The sequence below is a fragment of the Winogradskyella litorisediminis genome (assembly GCF_042675765.1).
Classification (GTDB): Bacteria; Bacteroidota; Bacteroidia; order Flavobacteriales; family Flavobacteriaceae; genus Winogradskyella; species Winogradskyella litorisediminis.
In genome coordinates, this window is sequence record NZ_JBHTJL010000016.1 from 251655 (window position 1) to 267442 (window position 15788).

Below are 15788 nucleotides of genomic sequence, written 5' to 3' on the forward strand. Positions count from 1 at the left end.
TTAGAATCCTGAGTTAAGTTTTTTTACAATGCCTTCGGCTTCTAATCTTTTACGAAGCATATCTGTAAGTACATTTACGACTATGCCGATTTTGTATTCTCTACGGCTTACTTTGAGTCTGTCTCCAGGTGCAATTCTGCCATCTGTTGCAGCAGAAACATATTTTAAATACTCACCGCCGTCGGCAAAAAAGGCATCAAAAAAGTCTTTATACTTTTGTTCTGCTTCTGGGTCTTTTACTAAAGGATTTAAAGATGTACAGCCTTGTCCACCACCTGAATATCCTTTAAAAACAATGCCATGTACTGCGTTTTTCATTCCTCTAGAGATAGCATGTTTGGGGTTTTTAGAATATGACCAAACTTTTACAAGTTTAGAGCCAAGCTTACCAATACCTTCACATTCTAAATCGTAGCGCCAAATTTTTGTGTCTTTGTTGGCTTTGTTTTTTTTCCATTGAGCCTCAGCTGTACCACCAATAAATATTAGTGTTATTACTAGTAGCAGAGTTTTTAATTTATTCATAATAGTTAGGGTTTAGTTTATTTGTCTAATGAGCATGCCTGCTTGGTATTTGTTTTTCTTTCCACTAAAAAGAGTGTACTCGTATTTGTTTGGATTTTCACCTTCTAGGTGTTCCATATATCTGTTATCCCAGATTTGTGATTTGTCTACTTTAATAATGCCTACACGTTTGTAAGTAGTTTTTCCGTTTTTATCTAAGACTTGTTCTAAAACTTCAAATTTGTCTCCTTTTTTAAGTCCTTCTTTTAAACCAATTTTAGCAGTAATCGGGTCACCACTTAACAAAGGAGATTTAGTTCTAAAGATTTCGTATTTACGTTCTAGTTTTGCAAGTGCTTTATCAGTTGCTTTTATAGATGAACGTTCAACAAGTTGTACATCACTTTTGCTAGAAAAAATGCTACTTTGTACATCTGCCCATGCACTTTGAGAACCAACATATTTGAGTTTGTAATTAGTTGCGTTGTTGAAGGCTTCTGCTTTCGAAGGGTCAAAATTTTCTTTATCTGTCCAATGCTCATTATAAAAAGTTGCGGCTGTTTTTTCGTCCCAAACAAGTTTGTATAAGTAAGAGGTTGTTTTAATTACGTAACCTTTGCCCGCTACTTGGGTGCCAACGTTTGCAACATCTGCAACATTTGCAACATCGCTGTATCCTGCAACTCGTGCAACATTTGAAAGCGCTTTCAAAAATCCACCAGCTTTTTTAGCCACTTCTTTTTTGTCAGTAAATTTGTAATCATTTACAATTATAAAAGTGTTACCAATTAGCTCCTCACCGGCATCAGCCAAAATATTAACGCCTCTTTCGTTGTTCTGAGCTAGTTGTACATCTAAATCTGTAGCGTTATAATATCCGCGTTCGGCAACTAAAGACATATCAAAAGCGCCGTTTTCATCTCTATTAAACCATTTTGAAATTATTTTTTTAGCAATATCGTTCTGACTTAAAAAACTAGAAATGTTTTTAGAATGGTCTTTCGCTTTATAGTTGATGTCTATTAAGTATGGTCCAATATTATGGTCGTTAAATTTTGAAGGCGTTTCGTAGTTACCAAATGTGTTTCTTATGACATCAGCATGTTGTCTTCCTTTGTTATCTAACATTAAGGTGTAGACAGAACTTCTTTTGTAATTAATAACATTGCTCTCATCGGCATTCGCTTCAGCATTTTTTATTTTAGAATTACCAGCGGAAGCAATAATTTGATTTTGAGCAGCATAGTTTGTGCTACTTCCTGTTGATTTTGCTTCTTGCTCAGATAAGACAGCAAGTGTAGCTTCTCTTTTATTAGCATATTGAGACAAATCAGCAAGTGCAGAAGAAGTGTCTTTTTCGTTTTCTGTATCGTCGGTTTCACTTGTTTTAGAATAACTCCATGTTTGTTCAGAGTCATCAGTTGTAGCAACATCAGATTTTGCTTCAATTTCAGTGCTGTTTTCCGTACCTTTTCTCTGGTCCATTTCTTTTTGAAGAATTCCTGCCGTGTTATTAAACCCATAAGATTTAAAAGTCTTAATACCTACAGAAAGTTCTTCGTCAGATAATTCTGAAACATTAGAATGTCCCAATTGAGAAGTAAAAGACGTAATGGCATTAGCAGCCATTTCTTCATTGTCTTTAGTGTTTGCAGCTACAACTGCAGCGCTTTGTGGATTTGTACTGCCAACACCATTTCTTCGGTCTAACTCTTGTTGCAGAATACTTGCTGTATTATTAAAACCGTAGGATTTAAAAGTGTCTCTACCAACTTCTATTTGTGTAGTTGGTATTTCGGTAACGTTTGTGTAACCTAGGCTAGTTGTAAACGTATTAATCGCAGTTTTTGCCATTTCGGCATTATCTGTTGTTTGGGTTTGTGTCGGTCCAACTTTTGCCATAGAATTGACAAAGGTTGATTGATTGTTTTGATAACCTGCAAGACTACCACACGATATTAGTAAGCATGGTAATAGGATTAAGCAAAATTGGTTGAATAGCTTTTTCATTGTTAAGTATATTGGTTTGCAGTGCAATGTACTTTCTGAAAAGGCACAAAAAAATACCCATTATTGGGTATTTTTGAGATTCAATACAAGTTAGGAAGTATTATTTAGCTTTAATTAATTCAGTTAGTTTGGTTAATATGTCGGTTAAATTTTCTGAATTTTCATTGAGATTAGTTTCTAGTTCATCTAGTTTTAAATAGTATGGGTTTATTTCTGTGATTTCTATTTCAATAGTTTTTAGTCCGCAAATTTCAAATGGGTCAGATAATAGAACAACATCATTATAAACAGTTTTAAATTTTTGATTAATACCAATAGGTATGACCATATTTTGGGATGCAATTTCTTTCTCTGAATCTATTCCACCTGACTCTTTATCAAAATATGAACATTTAATTATAATGTTAAGTGTAACAAAAGGGTATTTTGATGTAGTTTTAGCCTTCGAGTACGAAAGAATAGCGTCATCTAATTTAAATGCAAACATTTTATCATCAATTAATACTGGATTAAAGTTTAATTTCAATGCTTGATTTTTGTCGTTAACATTTTCAATAAAAATAGAACGTTCAAATTCTAATTCTGGTAAAGAGACAGTTGTGTCTGTATGATTAGTTTTAAAGTCTAGAGTATTTTTAGCGCTATAATTCTGTTTGAATTTTTTCTTTCTATCCTTAATTATTTTTCCAATATAATCTGGTAGTTTTAATAATTGACTTACTAAAATATCTGAAACAAAACCATTAGAATCTGGATTAATATCTGCTCTATTTGGAATTGTTATGTCAGATGAAGTTATTTTTAAATAATTGAAGTCAGCTTTAGTTTTAATTTTCTCAAAATTATTTTCCTTATTTATACCATAACTATTCAATTTTGTAGAGGAGCAGGAGCATAAACAAATCGCAAGAATTATGATTAATTTAATCTTCATATTAAAAAGTTTTTAAAATTTATATTTTTTCTCAAGCGCATAACGCATCAATTCACCTTTGCCTTGAAGGCCCAATATGCGTATCATGTTTTTACGATGTGTATCTACTGTATGTACTCCAATAAATAACTCATCGGCAATTTCTCGTGAGGTTTTACCTTGAGCTACAAGTGCTAATATTTCAATTTGTCTTTTGGTTAAATCGCCTTTTGCTTTTTTGTTCTGATTGTCTTCAGTATTTATATTTAAATTAGAATCAAAATACGTTCCGCCAGCGTACACCGTTTTAATTGCAGTAAGCACTTCTTCTAAAGGAGAATTTTTTAACAGGTAACCTGATGCTCCTGCAGCTATCATTTGTTCAATCGCTTCAGCTTGGTCAAACATTGTAAAACCTAACACTTTGATGTGCGGCAAGTGTGCTTTAATTTCTTTAGTTACCGTTATTCCATCTTTTTTTGGCATTCTAATATCTGTAATTACAATATTAGGTTCTTTGAGTTTTACAATTTCGAGCAGACGTTCGCCATCATTAGCAGTACCAACAATTTCGATGTCGTCTTCATACTTAAGTAAAAGTTCTATACCATCAATAAGAGATTGATGGTCTTCGGCAATGGCTAATCTTATCATAGGGGAATATCTATTATAACGGTTGTACCTTTATTTTTTTCGGACTCAATGGTCATTTTGCCATCTAAGTGTTCTACTCGTTTGTCTATGCTGCCAATGCCCATTCCTTTAGCAGTTTTGGTGATTTGACTGGTGTCAAAACCTTTTCCATTATCTTCGACCATGAGGTTAATACTATCCTCATGATTTGTTAGATGAATAGTTATTTCTGAAGCTTCGGCGTGTTTTATGGCATTAGAAACAAGTTCTTGTGTAATTCTAAAAATAGTAAGTTCTAGGCTGTTTTCTAGTCGATTATCTAGTCCATAATCAATAACCTCTATGTTTAGTTTATTTGAAATGGAAATTTTACTTGCCATTTCCTTTATAGATTTTAAAAGTCCGTGCTTGGCAATAACACCAGAGTTTTTTGCATGTGCAACAGAACGCACTTTGTTGTAAGCTTCATCGATTAGACTGTTGGTTTTATTGAAAAGTTCAGGTGATTTTTTGTCTTTTAGCGCATTAAAATGAAGCTTTACGGTAGCCATCAATCCGCCTAAATCGTCGTGCAAGTCGTTGGCAATGCGTTGGCGTTCTTTTTCTTGGCCTTCAATCATGGCGTCAATTGCATTAAGCTCTTGTTCTTTTAAAACTGTAGCTAGTTTTTGTGTTTGTATTTCTTTTTCTTGCTCGGCTAGTTTTTGTTTTTTCTTGGTGTTTTTTTGAATTAATAGAAATACAATACTCCCAAAAATAATAAAGCCTAAAGCAGATAGAAGTAACGTTCTTTTTTTAGCGTCTTCTGCTTCTAGTTCTAAATTGTCTGCTCTTAATTTTTCGTTATTGTATTTTTCTTCAATATCTATTATGGAAGCATTCTGTTCTTTAAGATTTATAATATTTTTTATAGAATCATACTTATATAAATAATCATAAGCATTTTGCCAGTCATTCATATAATAATAGGTAGCATCTATATTTGAAAATAATATTTTTTTACTTTTTCTATCTAGTTTTGGCAGTTTAAAACTCTCAGCTTTGTTGTAAAATTTGAGTGCATTTTGATAATCTTTTTTTCTTCTATAAGCGTTTCCTAGATTATTTAAAATATTGAATTCGGTATTTATATTCTTATTATTGATTGTGTCAGAATAGTAAATATTAAGGGCTTTTTCGTATAATGCTATTGCTGAGTCTTGGTCATTGTATTTTCTTGAAAAAGTAGATGCAAGATTGATATTTAAATTTGTTTGCATTTGGATACTGTCTATTTTTAATGCAAGAACAAGTGCCTTTTCAAAAAAATATTTCGAAGAATCGGCATATGTTTTAATCGAATCCTTTCTGTGCTTTAAATTTTTATCAAATTTTTTCTCATATAATTTAACTCCGTAATTTGCGTAATAAGAAGCTAACCATTTATTTAATTTTTTGCTTCTTGCATATTTGTGCACTTCTTCAAGGTAGTTGTCTTTTTCAGAGTTTAAGCTATTTTGGCTGTTAAGGAGGAGATAAATCTCTAAATTAATTTCTGTGACTTTTTCGAAATTTCGAAGTGCTTTTTCTATTTCTAAAGCCTCTTTATAATATTTTAAGGCAATGTCTTCTTTATTTAGATTCTCGTAAGATTTGGCAATTTTAAAAAGAGCCTTTGCTTTGTAATTAGAATTTAATTCTGAAAGACCAGACGTATTTAAATCAATAATATTTTTATACTTCTCTAAAGTATAAAGAGAATCAATTTTTTTTAATATTAAATTTTCCTTTTGACTAAAAGTTAGTTGAGCCAAAAGGAAAATTAGAATAGTAAATATGATTTTTTTAGGATTATCCACCTGTTATAATATCTCCTCCGTCTTCATTTGGTTTAAACGGTTTTATTGTTGGTAATCTGCAGTCCAATTTTTCATACCTATTAACACTTTCGATGCATTTTTTATAGTAAGTGGTTTGTGTGGAAATATCTCTTGTATTTTCATTCAACACCATTACTTTTAATTTTTTATCTTGATTTAATCTAGCTGAAGAAATATTAAAATCATCAAATTTAAATTTAGCTTCAATTACATGAGTAATTGGTGTTTTTTTTGTTTCCGCGTCTGAGTTATTACTGACTCTTATTAGAATAGCATTCACATTTGAAGATGAAATATTTGTAAAACTTTTAATTTTTAAATTTTCATCTGTAACAGGAATAAATATATTGATTGATTTATTTTGCACCGAAAAATCTCCAAATACGTCATAACGCTCAATGTTTGTTCTCGGTAAGGTGATATCTTTTACAGGTTTGATGGATTGCTCAATTTTTGTATTTTTTGAGAACGTTTGCGCTAAACTATCGAGTTTGTTTCGGTATTGTAGTTCGTTTTCTGAGTCACTAAGTTTTTCACTTAACTCATCAATTTTTTTAGTTTGCTTTATAAGTTTTTCATCACATTCAGAAGAATCATTGCCAAACAGTCCACAAGAATTAAATGTTAGTATTGTAAAAAAAGCAAAGGAATAAATTAATCTGTTTTTCATTTTATTGGTTTTAGTTGGTTAGTTGTTTCAAATTTGCAAAAAGGATTAAAACAAAAACATACCCATTATTGGGTATTTTAAGAATAAAAGTTAGACTTTAATTTTTAAGACAAAGTACAATACCGATAAAATGTAAGAAAATAAAGACGAAGTTGTTTTCTGGTAGCAATAAAAAATCCAGACCAAAAACTACAGGTCTGGATTTTACTAAAACATTGAATACAAAATTGTTTATTGCTTCACAAATCGCTTTGTAACTGTTTTATTCTCAGAAGTTGTAATCTTCATAATATAAACACCAGCAGTTAAATTTTGAATATTTACAGTATTTGTATTAGATTTTAAAGCGTTTCTTTGAACTAATCGTCCGTTTAAATCATAAATAGTTGCTGTTGCGTTTTGTAGTGCATTTGCAGATATGGTTATCCAATCGGTTGTAGGATTTGGATATAATTTAAAGTTAGATATTTCTACATCATCGATACCTAGTGAGGCATTTACGTTTAGTGTAATATCCGCTCTTTTTACTACCAAACCGTCTACAGTAGAATTAGTTATTTCGCAGTAATATACGCCACTATCAGATTCTTGTGGGTTACTAATGGTATAAGTTGATTGATTGGCACCACTTATAGCCACTTCATCTTTAAACCATTGGTATTGGTCTGTATCTAAACGCTCAAAATATCTCGTAGTAGTAACCATACCATTTATATCTAAAGTAATTGAACTTCCTGGAGCAATATTTACGGTTTCAGGTTCGCTATTATTTCGTTGAGGAGAAAAAACATAAAAGTCTATTGTTTCATTGTTTGCTTGGTTTACAGACAAATCGCTAAATGAATATAAGTTTTCATCAACATAAAGTGTGCTTAAACTTGGCAATTGACTATAGTCTGCCAACTCACCAGAAAAATCATTACCACTCACTCGTATACTAAATAATTCTGGTGAGTTGCTAAAGCTTGGTAATTCTCCTGTAAAAAGATTAGATAATCCGTTAAATTGAAAAACACTTCCTATTAAATAAAAATCTTTAAGACTTACCAGGTTGTTAAAAGTACTTGGAATATCACCATTAAAGTTATTTCCAATTAAGCGTAATTCCTCTAGGTTTGTTAAATTGCCAATGCTACTTGGTAGTGTTCCTGAGTTGCTCGTGCCTTGCAAACGTAATCTTTCTAAAGTAGTAATATTTCCTATTGAAGCTGGTATTGGGCCTGAAAGGTTTACGTTAAGTGCAAGACTTAAATTTTTGAGATGTATTAAACCGTCAATCTCAGAAGGTAACTGGCCATTAAGTCCAATTTCTCCAAAAACATCTATGCCAACTACTTTGTTTCCTGCTGTTATTACGTGTGACCAATCTCTAACATAAGTTGTTGATCCCCAATTTGTGTTATCCGTCCAGTTATCTCCGTCTAAGGCATTATAAAATGCCATTAATGCGTCACGTTCTCCTTGGCTTACGTCTGAAAAAAGCTCAACAGGCGCCCTTAAAATTCTAAAATCTGGTATCGAAGGGCTTGTTGCAGCACAGATATAAACATTCAAATCTTCACTTTGTGTATTTGTTATTGATAGCACATTGCTTGTTGCGCCAATTACAGGGTCATCAAAAGGAGAGGTGTTTCCTGGAAACGTTTTGTACCATTGGTAACTAATATTTGTCCCAGCTACAGGTGTCATTGTAAATGTATAATCACTACCTATAACGGCTTCAAAAGATTCTTCTGTATCAGTTTCCTTTTGTGGACTAAAATTAAATGTTGTTAGAGAATTGTTTACTGTAAAATTTGTTTCTAAATCTGCAAATGAGAAATTATTTGATCTTAAATCTAAATTATCCATTTGTGATAAAGTTGAAAAATCTGGAACAAGACCAGTAATGTTGTTATTATTCAAATTTAAAAGAGCTAAATTATCTAATGCTAATAAATCTGAAATTGTGTTACCTGTAAGATTATTATTTGATAGATTGATTCCGACCACACGACCATTTTCTACTTCCAAGCCAAACCACGAACCTACCGCGTTGCTAGTATTCCAATTGGTATTGTTATTCCAATTGGGACCATCATTATTATTATAAAAATTGATAAGTGCATCTCTGTCTGCTTGATTGACATCTTCTGGAACAAAAATACTGACATCTGAAAATTGATTAGCATCTAAGTTTCTACAGACTTGCACATAATAATTCTGACCAGCAACAGCTGTAAAAGTTTGAAATAAACCAAATGCGCATAGACCAGGGACAACAGTTAATTGAGCTTCATCAGTAATGTTAAGATTTGGTGCAGTATATGGTATAATAAAAGAATTGGCATTTACACTCTGAAAGTTAGAATCATTAAGATTTAAGTTTACTGGCCCATTAGCTGTAGCTGTAAACTTATAATACACCCGTTGAAAACTATCTACACCACAATCAGAACCACCGCCAGTAGAAGTTGCTAGATCTAACCTTACATTTTGGTCTATAAAACCACCAATTGGTACTTCTATTGCATTTTCGATGAGATCATTAACAGGCAAAGGTGCATTAGTGCTATTTATAGTGGTTGTGCCGGTTCTAAGTACAAGTTCATTGACTGCTGTGTTTGTAATTTCGCAATAATAATGGCCAACATTAATTTGCTGAAAATTAGTTACAATTAAGTCTGCATTAGATTCTCCAGGAATTAATTCGCCATTAAAATACCATTGATAAACATTATTAGCGCCTGAGGCATTGCTTTGAATTATTGGATTTTCACCATAATCCAATGTTAAGTTATTATCTTGACTTATGGTCTGTTGTGGCCAATATCCATAATTTGGTATTGTAGTATTGCTTGGATGGTTTGGTTCTAAATCTCCAAATTGAAAGTTATTACCATCAATTTCTAAATTTATTAGATTAGGCAAAGTTTCAAAATCTGGTACTATTCCGCTTAGATTATTATTTCTAACTAGTAATCTGTCTACATTAGTGAGGTTTAATAATTCTGAAGGTAAACTTCCAGTTAAATCATTAAAAGACAAATCTATATTTAAAAGTTCAGAGAGATTGCCAATTTCCGAGGGTAGAGAATTAGAAATATTATTATTAAACAAATTTAATGAGGTTACTCTATTGTTTTCAACTTCTAATCCGTGCCAGCTATACAAAGGTTTTGTAGCATTTAACCAATTACTGTTATTTGTCCAAGAAGCACCATCTGTTGCATTATAAAGAGCTACTAAATTGGCATAATCTGGGCTAGTGGTTGGGTCTATAAACGTTTCATCGAGTTGCGCAATTCTTCCATCTGTTTGTTGGGCTAGGTAGATATTTGTACCATTAAATGAAATATCCCAAATTGAGGTCACTCCAGATAATAATGTTTCAGGTTCTTGACTTAGATTTGAGAGGTTTACCTTTTTAAGGTAGTTACTTCCCGAAATATATAAATTACCATTATTTACTTTAGCTTCTAAAGGGCTGTTTGTAGATACAATATCTTCAACTAAAAAGGGTGTCTGAGTTAAATTAATACGCGAAATCATACTTGCGGAACCTCTCGAAACATAGAGGTAATCTCCATCAATAGATATGTCATTTGTAAAATTTCCAAGTCCTGTAGCAACAACTTCGGTTGTCGGATTTATCTGTGTGTAATCAAATCTTAAAATTTCTCCAGAGTTTCTTTCAGAAACATAAATATAATTGTCCTTTTGGGCGATACCATAAAATGAGTTCCCTGTACTAATTACATTTGTTACGGTAGGTGTTGGTTCTGTTAAATTTATTTTAGCTACTGTAGAAAAGGCATAAGTAAAATACAGGTCTGTGCCGATAACAACAAATTTTGATGGAAAATCAATGTTTGTTATCAAATCTTGTAAGATTGGATTTGCCTGACTAGTATCTACAAACTGAATTTTTTGCGAACCCACTGCACCAAAATAGAGAATATTACCATTTTGAGCCATTCCTACAGGATTTACAATACCGTCTATAAGTGTTGAAAGTTGAGAATTTCCTTTTATTGAGAAGAAAATTAAAAACGCGAAGAGTAGTTTTTTAAACATAACAGATTAAATTTAATTTAGTTAATGTTTTCAAAATTAGGAAACTACGTCCTGCAAAAAAATACCCAATACTAGGTATTTATAGGATTAAAAAGCCGATAATTAACAGTTTACATAGAGGAACTACATCAGCAGAAATTTAACTGCAGCAATTGCACCAATAAAACCTATAAAAGCCAAAAGAATCCAAATTGTGCCTTTATAGTACTTTTTGTGAAGTTTTAAATCTTTACGATACTGAAACGCAATCACTATAGAAAAAGCGATAAAAAATAATATTCCAAAAACTAATTGACCAGTCGTAAACATCTTCTTATTTTTATGCAAATTTAACCATATCAATTATAAAAGACTAATAGAATATGCAAGATAAAATTGAAGCAGTAAAAGCATTCCATACGGCATTTAAAATTGGGTATAGAGAAACACCAAAAGCTCATTTGGGCATGGAAAAAAACCAATTACGCTACAAATTAATGCGCGAAGAAAACGAAGAATATTTAGAAGCTGCTAATAATAACGACCTCGTAGAAGTAGCAGATGCATTAGGCGACATGCTTTACATTTTGTGCGGAACAATAATAGAACATGGTTTACAACATAAAATTGAAGAAGTATTTGCAGAGATTCAAGAAAGCAATATGAGTAAATTAGGAGAAGACGGAGAACCAATTTATAGAGAAGATGGAAAAGTTTTAAAAGGGCCAAATTATTTTAAGCCAAACATCAAAGAGATTTTAGAAAAGTAATTTTATTATATTTTAAAAATTAAAAAGCTCCAATAATTATAATTGGAACTTTTTTTATAAAATAAGGAAATAAAAATTTATTTTATTTCATGTCTCCAACCGTGTTTATCTTCAGATAAATTATGCTGAATATTTAATAATGTCGATTTAAAAAGTTGAGCGTAAGATTTGTCTGCTGCTGTTATTTCAAAAACATCTCCAGCGTGCTCAAATGCTGAAACCGGACTAATAACCGCCGCAGTGCCTGCTCCAAAAATTTCTTTTAAGCTACCATCTTTTGCAGCTTCTTTAATTTCTTTAACCGTAATTTGTCTCACTTCGCAATCAATGCCTAAGTCTTCTGCAAGCTGAATAACACTTTTTCGTGTAACACCATCTAAAATTCTATCGTTGGTTGGTGCAGTAATTAATTTGTCATTAATTCTGAAGAAAATATTCATAGTACCAGCTTCTTCCAAATAATCGTGTGTGCTAGCGTCCGTCCAAATAATTTGCTGAAATCCCTTTTTCTGAGCCAAACTTGTTGGAAAAAATTGCGCTCCGTAATTACCAGCAGCCTTAGCAAAGCCTACGCCACCATCCGCAGAACGACTGTATTTTTCAGCAATTAAAACTCGTACAGGCTCGTTGTAATAAGCTTTTGCAGGTGAGCAAATAATCATAAAACGATACTCGTTTGCTGGCGAAGCTGAAATTGCAGGTTCTGTAGCTATAACAAAAGGGCGTAAGTATAAAGAGCTACCAACACCAGGCTTAATCCATTCGTTATCTAATTTTAAAAGAGCTTCTAAGCCTTCAAAAAAATAATTCTGAGGAAATTCTGGTATTGCCATACGCGCAGAAGACTTATTTATACGTTCAAAATTCTGTTGAGGTCTAAATAAAAATGTTTTACCATCCTCATCTTTGTAGGCTTTCATCCCTTCAAAAACGGCTTGCCCGTAATGAAATACGCGCGCAGATGGCTCTATAGTCATCGCTTGGTAAGGCATAATTTGTGGTTTTTGCCATTTACCGTCTTTAAAATCACAAACAAACATATGGTCTGTAAATACACGACCAAACATAAGGTTATTAAAATCTACTTGACTAATTTTTGAAGTTGTAGCTTTTTCTATATGAATTCTGTTTGCTGTATCGGTGCTCATTTATATTGGTTTAGTTTCGTTTTGCAAAAGTACACAATGAAGGTCTTCAAAAACCTAAGATTACCTTAAAATTTCGTAAATTTGTTACATAAATTATCAACAATTAAACTCACTTAATATGAAAAAAATAGTAAGCCTATTAGTCTTAATTCTTGTAGTAATGTCTTGTAAGAATGATAAAAAATCTTCTGATACAATAAACGACGAAATCACTACCGAAACATCAAAAGATATTGCCTATCTAAGTTTTGGAGAAAAAATTAACGATGATGACGCTTTATCCTCAGAGCGAATGTTAACCTATTACAAAGACATGAAAGTTGGCGATACAATAAATGCCAAAATGAAAGGTCAAATCACTGAAGTATGCTCAAAAAAGGGTTGTTGGATGAAGTTAGACATGGGTAACGATGAAATTGTAAGAGTTACTTTTAAGGATTACGGATTTTTTATGCCTTTAGATGCATCTGGAGAAGTCGTCATTAATGGTAAAGCTTACGTGAGCGAAACATCTGTAGATGATTTAAAACATTATGCCGAAGATGCTGGAAAGTCGGCTGAAGACATTGCTAAAATTACAGAACCTGAGGTTACCTATTCTTTTGAAGCCGATGGTGTTTTACTAAATAAATAGTGAAACGAAAAATAATTACAACAGCCGATGGTTCAAAAACCATTCAGATAGAAGATTGGAATGAGCAATACCATTCTAAACACGGTGCCATAAACGAAGCAAACCATGTCTATTTAAAGAATGGTTTGCTTTTCTTTTGTAGTGAATTTGCTTCTGAATCTTTTCAACAAACTATAAATGTTTTAGAGATAGGTTTCGGCACAGGATTGAACGCTTTTTTAACTCTAATTGAAGCCGAAAAACAAAACCTAAACATTAATTATGTTGGAGTAGAAGCGTATCCCATATCCTCAAAAGAAATTGAAGCACTAAATTATGTTGAATTGATTTCAACAGCACATAAAGCAGACTTTGATAAACTACATACTTCGCCATGGGAAACACAAGTAAAAATTAAAGAAAATTTTCAGTTTAAAAAGGAAATAAAATTCTTTGAAGACATTACAACTATTTCAGAATTTGATGTCATATATTTTGATGCTTTTGGTCCACGTGTTCAACCCAATTTATGGGACGAGTCTATTTTTAAAATAATGTATAACGCATTAAAACCAAATGGAATTTTAACGACTTATTCTGCTCAAGGCTCTGTTAAGCGTGCCATGAGAGCTGTAGGTTTCGAAGTACAACGACTTGATGGTCCGCCAAATAAACGCCATATGGTTAGAGCCATAAAACGTTAAATCTTAATTAAATTGTAGTAACCCCATTTTAACCTCATGTATCTTTACAAAAAGATAGATTATGAAGGTTTTAATAACAGGCGCAACAGGTTTAATTGGTAGCGAAATTGTTAAGGTTTGTCATGCAAACAACATTTCGGTTAATTACTTAACAACTTCAAAATCTAAGCTAGAAAATCAAGAGAACTACAAAGGATTTTATTGGAATCCTCAAAAAAATGAAATTGATAAAAACTGCTTAGAAGGTGTTGATGCCATCATTAATATGGTTGGAGCAACAATATCTAAACGTTGGACGGAAGAACACCGCAACGCCATATTAAATAGTAGAACCGAAACTGCAAAATTACTGAAACAAACCATTGATGCTAATAATTACAATATAAAGCAGATTGTCTCAGCCAGCGCAATAGGGTATTATCCATCGTCTTTAACTAACTATTATTCTGAAGATTATAATACCGTTTCCGATACGTTTTTGGGTGAAGTTGTTCAAAAATGGGAAGCTGCGGTTGACGATTTTAAGTCTTCGGGTCTCAATATTTGCAAATTGAGAATTGGTTTAGTCATGGCAAAAGATGGAGGCGCATTACCAGAAATTATTAAGCCAATGAAATTTGGTGCTGGTGCTGCTTTTGGTAGTGGAGAGCAGTGGCAAAGTTGGATACATATTAGTGACCTTGCCAAAATGTTTGTTTATGCGGTTACCGAAAATTTGACGGGTGTTTACAACGCCGTTGCACCAAACCCTGTAACAAATAAAGAATTGACTAAAGTAGCTGCTTCTGTTTTAAACAAACCACTAATTTTACCTAATATTCCAAAATTTGCTATGAAATTAGCATTGGGTGATATGCATATTATTTTGTTTGAAAGTCAGCGTGTAAGTTCTCAAAAAATTGAGGCTGAAGGCTTCTATTTTCAATTTCATAATCTAGAACCAGCTTTAAATGATTTGCTAGATTAATTACTGAAGTTTAAATAAAATCCTAGAACCGCCATGCGATAAAACGGCTAATTTTTTGACCTTGTCCCATGTCAATAGTTTTAATTTCTCTAGCTTCAACAGTTTCTAAATATTTATAGATTTTTTCCAAATTTGAAGCTTTTGAAACTAAAGACGTAAACCATTTGCATTGCTTAGAAAAGCGGCGGCTTTCAAAAATTAGGTCTTTAATAAAGCGCACTTCGCCACCTTTGCACCATAGCTCGTTTTGCTGACCGCTAAAATTTAAAACTAATTTTTGGGGTTGTTTTCCTTTAAGATTTTTCAATTTTCGCATTGATGCTTTTTTGGCGTCTTCTGCAGATGCATGAAATGGCGGATTACACATTACAAAATCAATTTTTTCATCAGGTTTTAAAACACCTTCAAGCTTATTAGCTTTATTAATTTGTAACCGGATATCTATACTCTTACTCAAATTGTTTTTAGACACAATTTCTTTTGCACACTGCACAGCTTCTTTATCAATGTCTGTGCCTATAAATTGCCAACCGTAAGATTTATTGCCTATTAACGGATAGACGCAGCTTGCTCCTGTGCCAATGTCTAAACCTTTTATATTTTGGTTTTCTGTAGTATCACCAATCAAATCTGCCAAATAGTGTATGTAATCTGCTCTGCCAGGAATGGGTGGACACAAAAATTGACTTGGCACGTCCCAAAATTCTAAATTATAATGGCTTTTTAGTAATGCTTTGTTTAAAGCTTTAACAGCTTCAGGATTAAAAAAATCTACAGATAAATCACCGTACTTATTTAGTTTACAAAAACCTTTAAGCTCTGGTGAATGTTTCATCAAGTTTTCAAAATTATAACGACCAATGTGTTTGTTTCTGGGATGAAGTTTAGATGTTTTTGAAGGTGAAGTATTTGCTTTTTGCACTATAAATTTTTGTGTAAAGTTACATTTTTTGAGATGAAAC

General features: G+C 32.4%; 14 protein-coding genes. 4 read left to right on the top strand and 10 right to left on the bottom strand.

The window, feature by feature from the left end; genetic code table 11:
* From ACFQ1Q_RS12320 to ACFQ1Q_RS12355, 8 genes are all read right to left on the bottom strand, one after another.
* A complete protein-coding gene (locus tag ACFQ1Q_RS12320) occupies positions 1–525 on the bottom strand; it encodes a hypothetical protein (RefSeq protein ID WP_386131947.1) in 525 nt (174 codons plus the stop codon).
* Positions 526–537: 12 nt separating this feature from the next.
* On the bottom strand, positions 538–2514 hold the full coding sequence (locus ACFQ1Q_RS12325) for a hypothetical protein (protein WP_386131950.1): 1977 nt from the start codon (positions 2512–2514) through the stop codon (positions 538–540).
* Between the two features lie 100 nt (positions 2515–2614).
* The gene (locus ACFQ1Q_RS12330) at positions 2615–3448 is read right to left on the bottom strand and encodes a hypothetical protein (RefSeq protein WP_386131952.1); all 834 of its coding nucleotides are present in this window, start codon (positions 3446–3448) and stop codon (positions 2615–2617) included.
* A gap of 12 nt (positions 3449–3460) precedes the next feature.
* Entirely contained in the window at positions 3461–4081 is a 621-nt protein-coding gene (locus ACFQ1Q_RS12335) for a response regulator (RefSeq protein ID WP_386131955.1), read from the bottom strand.
* Entirely contained in the window at positions 4078–5853 is a 1776-nt protein-coding gene (locus ACFQ1Q_RS12340) for a tetratricopeptide repeat-containing sensor histidine kinase (protein WP_386131958.1), read from the bottom strand. The genes ACFQ1Q_RS12335 and ACFQ1Q_RS12340 overlap by 4 nt, the downstream gene beginning before the upstream one ends.
* 37 nt (positions 5854–5890) lie before the next feature.
* Positions 5891–6589: a hypothetical protein gene (locus tag ACFQ1Q_RS12345; protein WP_386131960.1), complete on the bottom strand. Its 699-nt coding sequence runs from the start codon at positions 6587–6589 to the stop codon at positions 5891–5893.
* A gap of 231 nt (positions 6590–6820) precedes the next feature.
* The gene (locus ACFQ1Q_RS12350) at positions 6821–10645 is read right to left on the bottom strand and encodes a T9SS type A sorting domain-containing protein (RefSeq protein WP_386131963.1); all 3825 of its coding nucleotides are present in this window, start codon (positions 10643–10645) and stop codon (positions 6821–6823) included.
* 123 nt (positions 10646–10768) lie between these two features.
* Positions 10769–10954 carry a hypothetical protein gene (locus ACFQ1Q_RS12355; protein ID WP_386131964.1) on the bottom strand — a complete coding sequence of 62 codons (186 nt, stop codon included), beginning with the start codon at positions 10952–10954 and terminating at the stop codon, positions 10769–10771.
* Positions 10955–11007: 53 nt separating this feature from the next.
* Here ACFQ1Q_RS12355 and ACFQ1Q_RS12360 point away from each other — a divergent pair, with 53 nt between their 5' ends.
* Entirely contained in the window at positions 11008–11394 is a 387-nt protein-coding gene (locus tag ACFQ1Q_RS12360; RefSeq protein ID WP_386131967.1) for a pyrophosphohydrolase domain-containing protein, read from the top strand.
* 77 nt (positions 11395–11471) lie between these two features.
* Here ACFQ1Q_RS12360 and ACFQ1Q_RS12365 read toward each other — a convergent pair whose 3' ends face one another.
* Positions 11472–12542 carry a branched-chain amino acid aminotransferase gene (locus ACFQ1Q_RS12365; protein WP_386131970.1) on the bottom strand — a complete coding sequence of 357 codons (1071 nt, stop codon included), beginning with the start codon at positions 12540–12542 and terminating at the stop codon, positions 11472–11474.
* A 118-nt stretch (positions 12543–12660) separates the two neighbouring features.
* Between ACFQ1Q_RS12365 and ACFQ1Q_RS12370 the strand changes: the two genes are divergently transcribed.
* The 3 genes from ACFQ1Q_RS12370 to ACFQ1Q_RS12380 all read left to right on the top strand — a co-directional run bounded on the left by ACFQ1Q_RS12370 (position 12661) and on the right by ACFQ1Q_RS12380 (position 14826).
* Entirely contained in the window at positions 12661–13176 is a 516-nt protein-coding gene (locus ACFQ1Q_RS12370) for a DUF4920 domain-containing protein (RefSeq protein WP_386131972.1), read from the top strand.
* Entirely contained in the window at positions 13176–13859 is a 684-nt protein-coding gene (gene mnmD / locus ACFQ1Q_RS12375) for a tRNA (5-methylaminomethyl-2-thiouridine)(34)-methyltransferase MnmD (protein WP_386131975.1), read from the top strand. Before ACFQ1Q_RS12370 ends, mnmD begins: the two co-directional genes overlap by 1 nt.
* A gap of 61 nt (positions 13860–13920) precedes the next feature.
* The gene (locus ACFQ1Q_RS12380; RefSeq protein ID WP_386131977.1) at positions 13921–14826 is read left to right on the top strand and encodes a TIGR01777 family oxidoreductase; all 906 of its coding nucleotides are present in this window, start codon (positions 13921–13923) and stop codon (positions 14824–14826) included.
* A 22-nt stretch (positions 14827–14848) separates the two neighbouring features.
* On the opposite strand, the gene rlmF is transcribed toward ACFQ1Q_RS12380, so the two are convergent.
* Positions 14849–15748, bottom strand: a complete 900-nt coding sequence (rlmF, locus tag ACFQ1Q_RS12385) for a 23S rRNA (adenine(1618)-N(6))-methyltransferase RlmF (protein WP_386131980.1) — start codon at positions 15746–15748, stop codon at positions 14849–14851.
* Between the last annotated feature and the right edge of the window lie 40 nt (positions 15749–15788).

Excerpts from the sequence above, each read along its gene's own strand:
- ACFQ1Q_RS12320 (WP_386131947.1), bottom strand. The coding sequence starts at position 525 with ATGAATAAATTAAAAACTCTGCTACTAGTAATAACACTAATATTTATT.
- ACFQ1Q_RS12325 (WP_386131950.1), bottom strand. The coding sequence starts at position 2,514 with ATGAAAAAGCTATTCAACCAATTTTGCTTAATCCTATTACCATGCTTA.
- ACFQ1Q_RS12330 (WP_386131952.1), bottom strand. The coding sequence starts at position 3,448 with ATGAAGATTAAATTAATCATAATTCTTGCGATTTGTTTATGCTCCTGC.
- ACFQ1Q_RS12335 (WP_386131955.1), bottom strand. The coding sequence starts at position 4,081 with ATGATAAGATTAGCCATTGCCGAAGACCATCAATCTCTTATTGATGGT.
- ACFQ1Q_RS12345 (WP_386131960.1), bottom strand. The coding sequence starts at position 6,589 with ATGAAAAACAGATTAATTTATTCCTTTGCTTTTTTTACAATACTAACA.
- ACFQ1Q_RS12350 (WP_386131963.1), bottom strand. The coding sequence starts at position 10,645 with ATGTTTAAAAAACTACTCTTCGCGTTTTTAATTTTCTTCTCAATAAAA.
- ACFQ1Q_RS12355 (WP_386131964.1), bottom strand. The coding sequence starts at position 10,954 with ATGTTTACGACTGGTCAATTAGTTTTTGGAATATTATTTTTTATCGCT.
- ACFQ1Q_RS12360 (WP_386131967.1), top strand. The coding sequence starts at position 11,008 with ATGCAAGATAAAATTGAAGCAGTAAAAGCATTCCATACGGCATTTAAA.
- ACFQ1Q_RS12365 (WP_386131970.1), bottom strand. The coding sequence starts at position 12,542 with ATGAGCACCGATACAGCAAACAGAATTCATATAGAAAAAGCTACAACT.
- ACFQ1Q_RS12370 (WP_386131972.1), top strand. The coding sequence starts at position 12,661 with ATGAAAAAAATAGTAAGCCTATTAGTCTTAATTCTTGTAGTAATGTCT.
- ACFQ1Q_RS12380 (WP_386131977.1), top strand. The coding sequence starts at position 13,921 with ATGAAGGTTTTAATAACAGGCGCAACAGGTTTAATTGGTAGCGAAATT.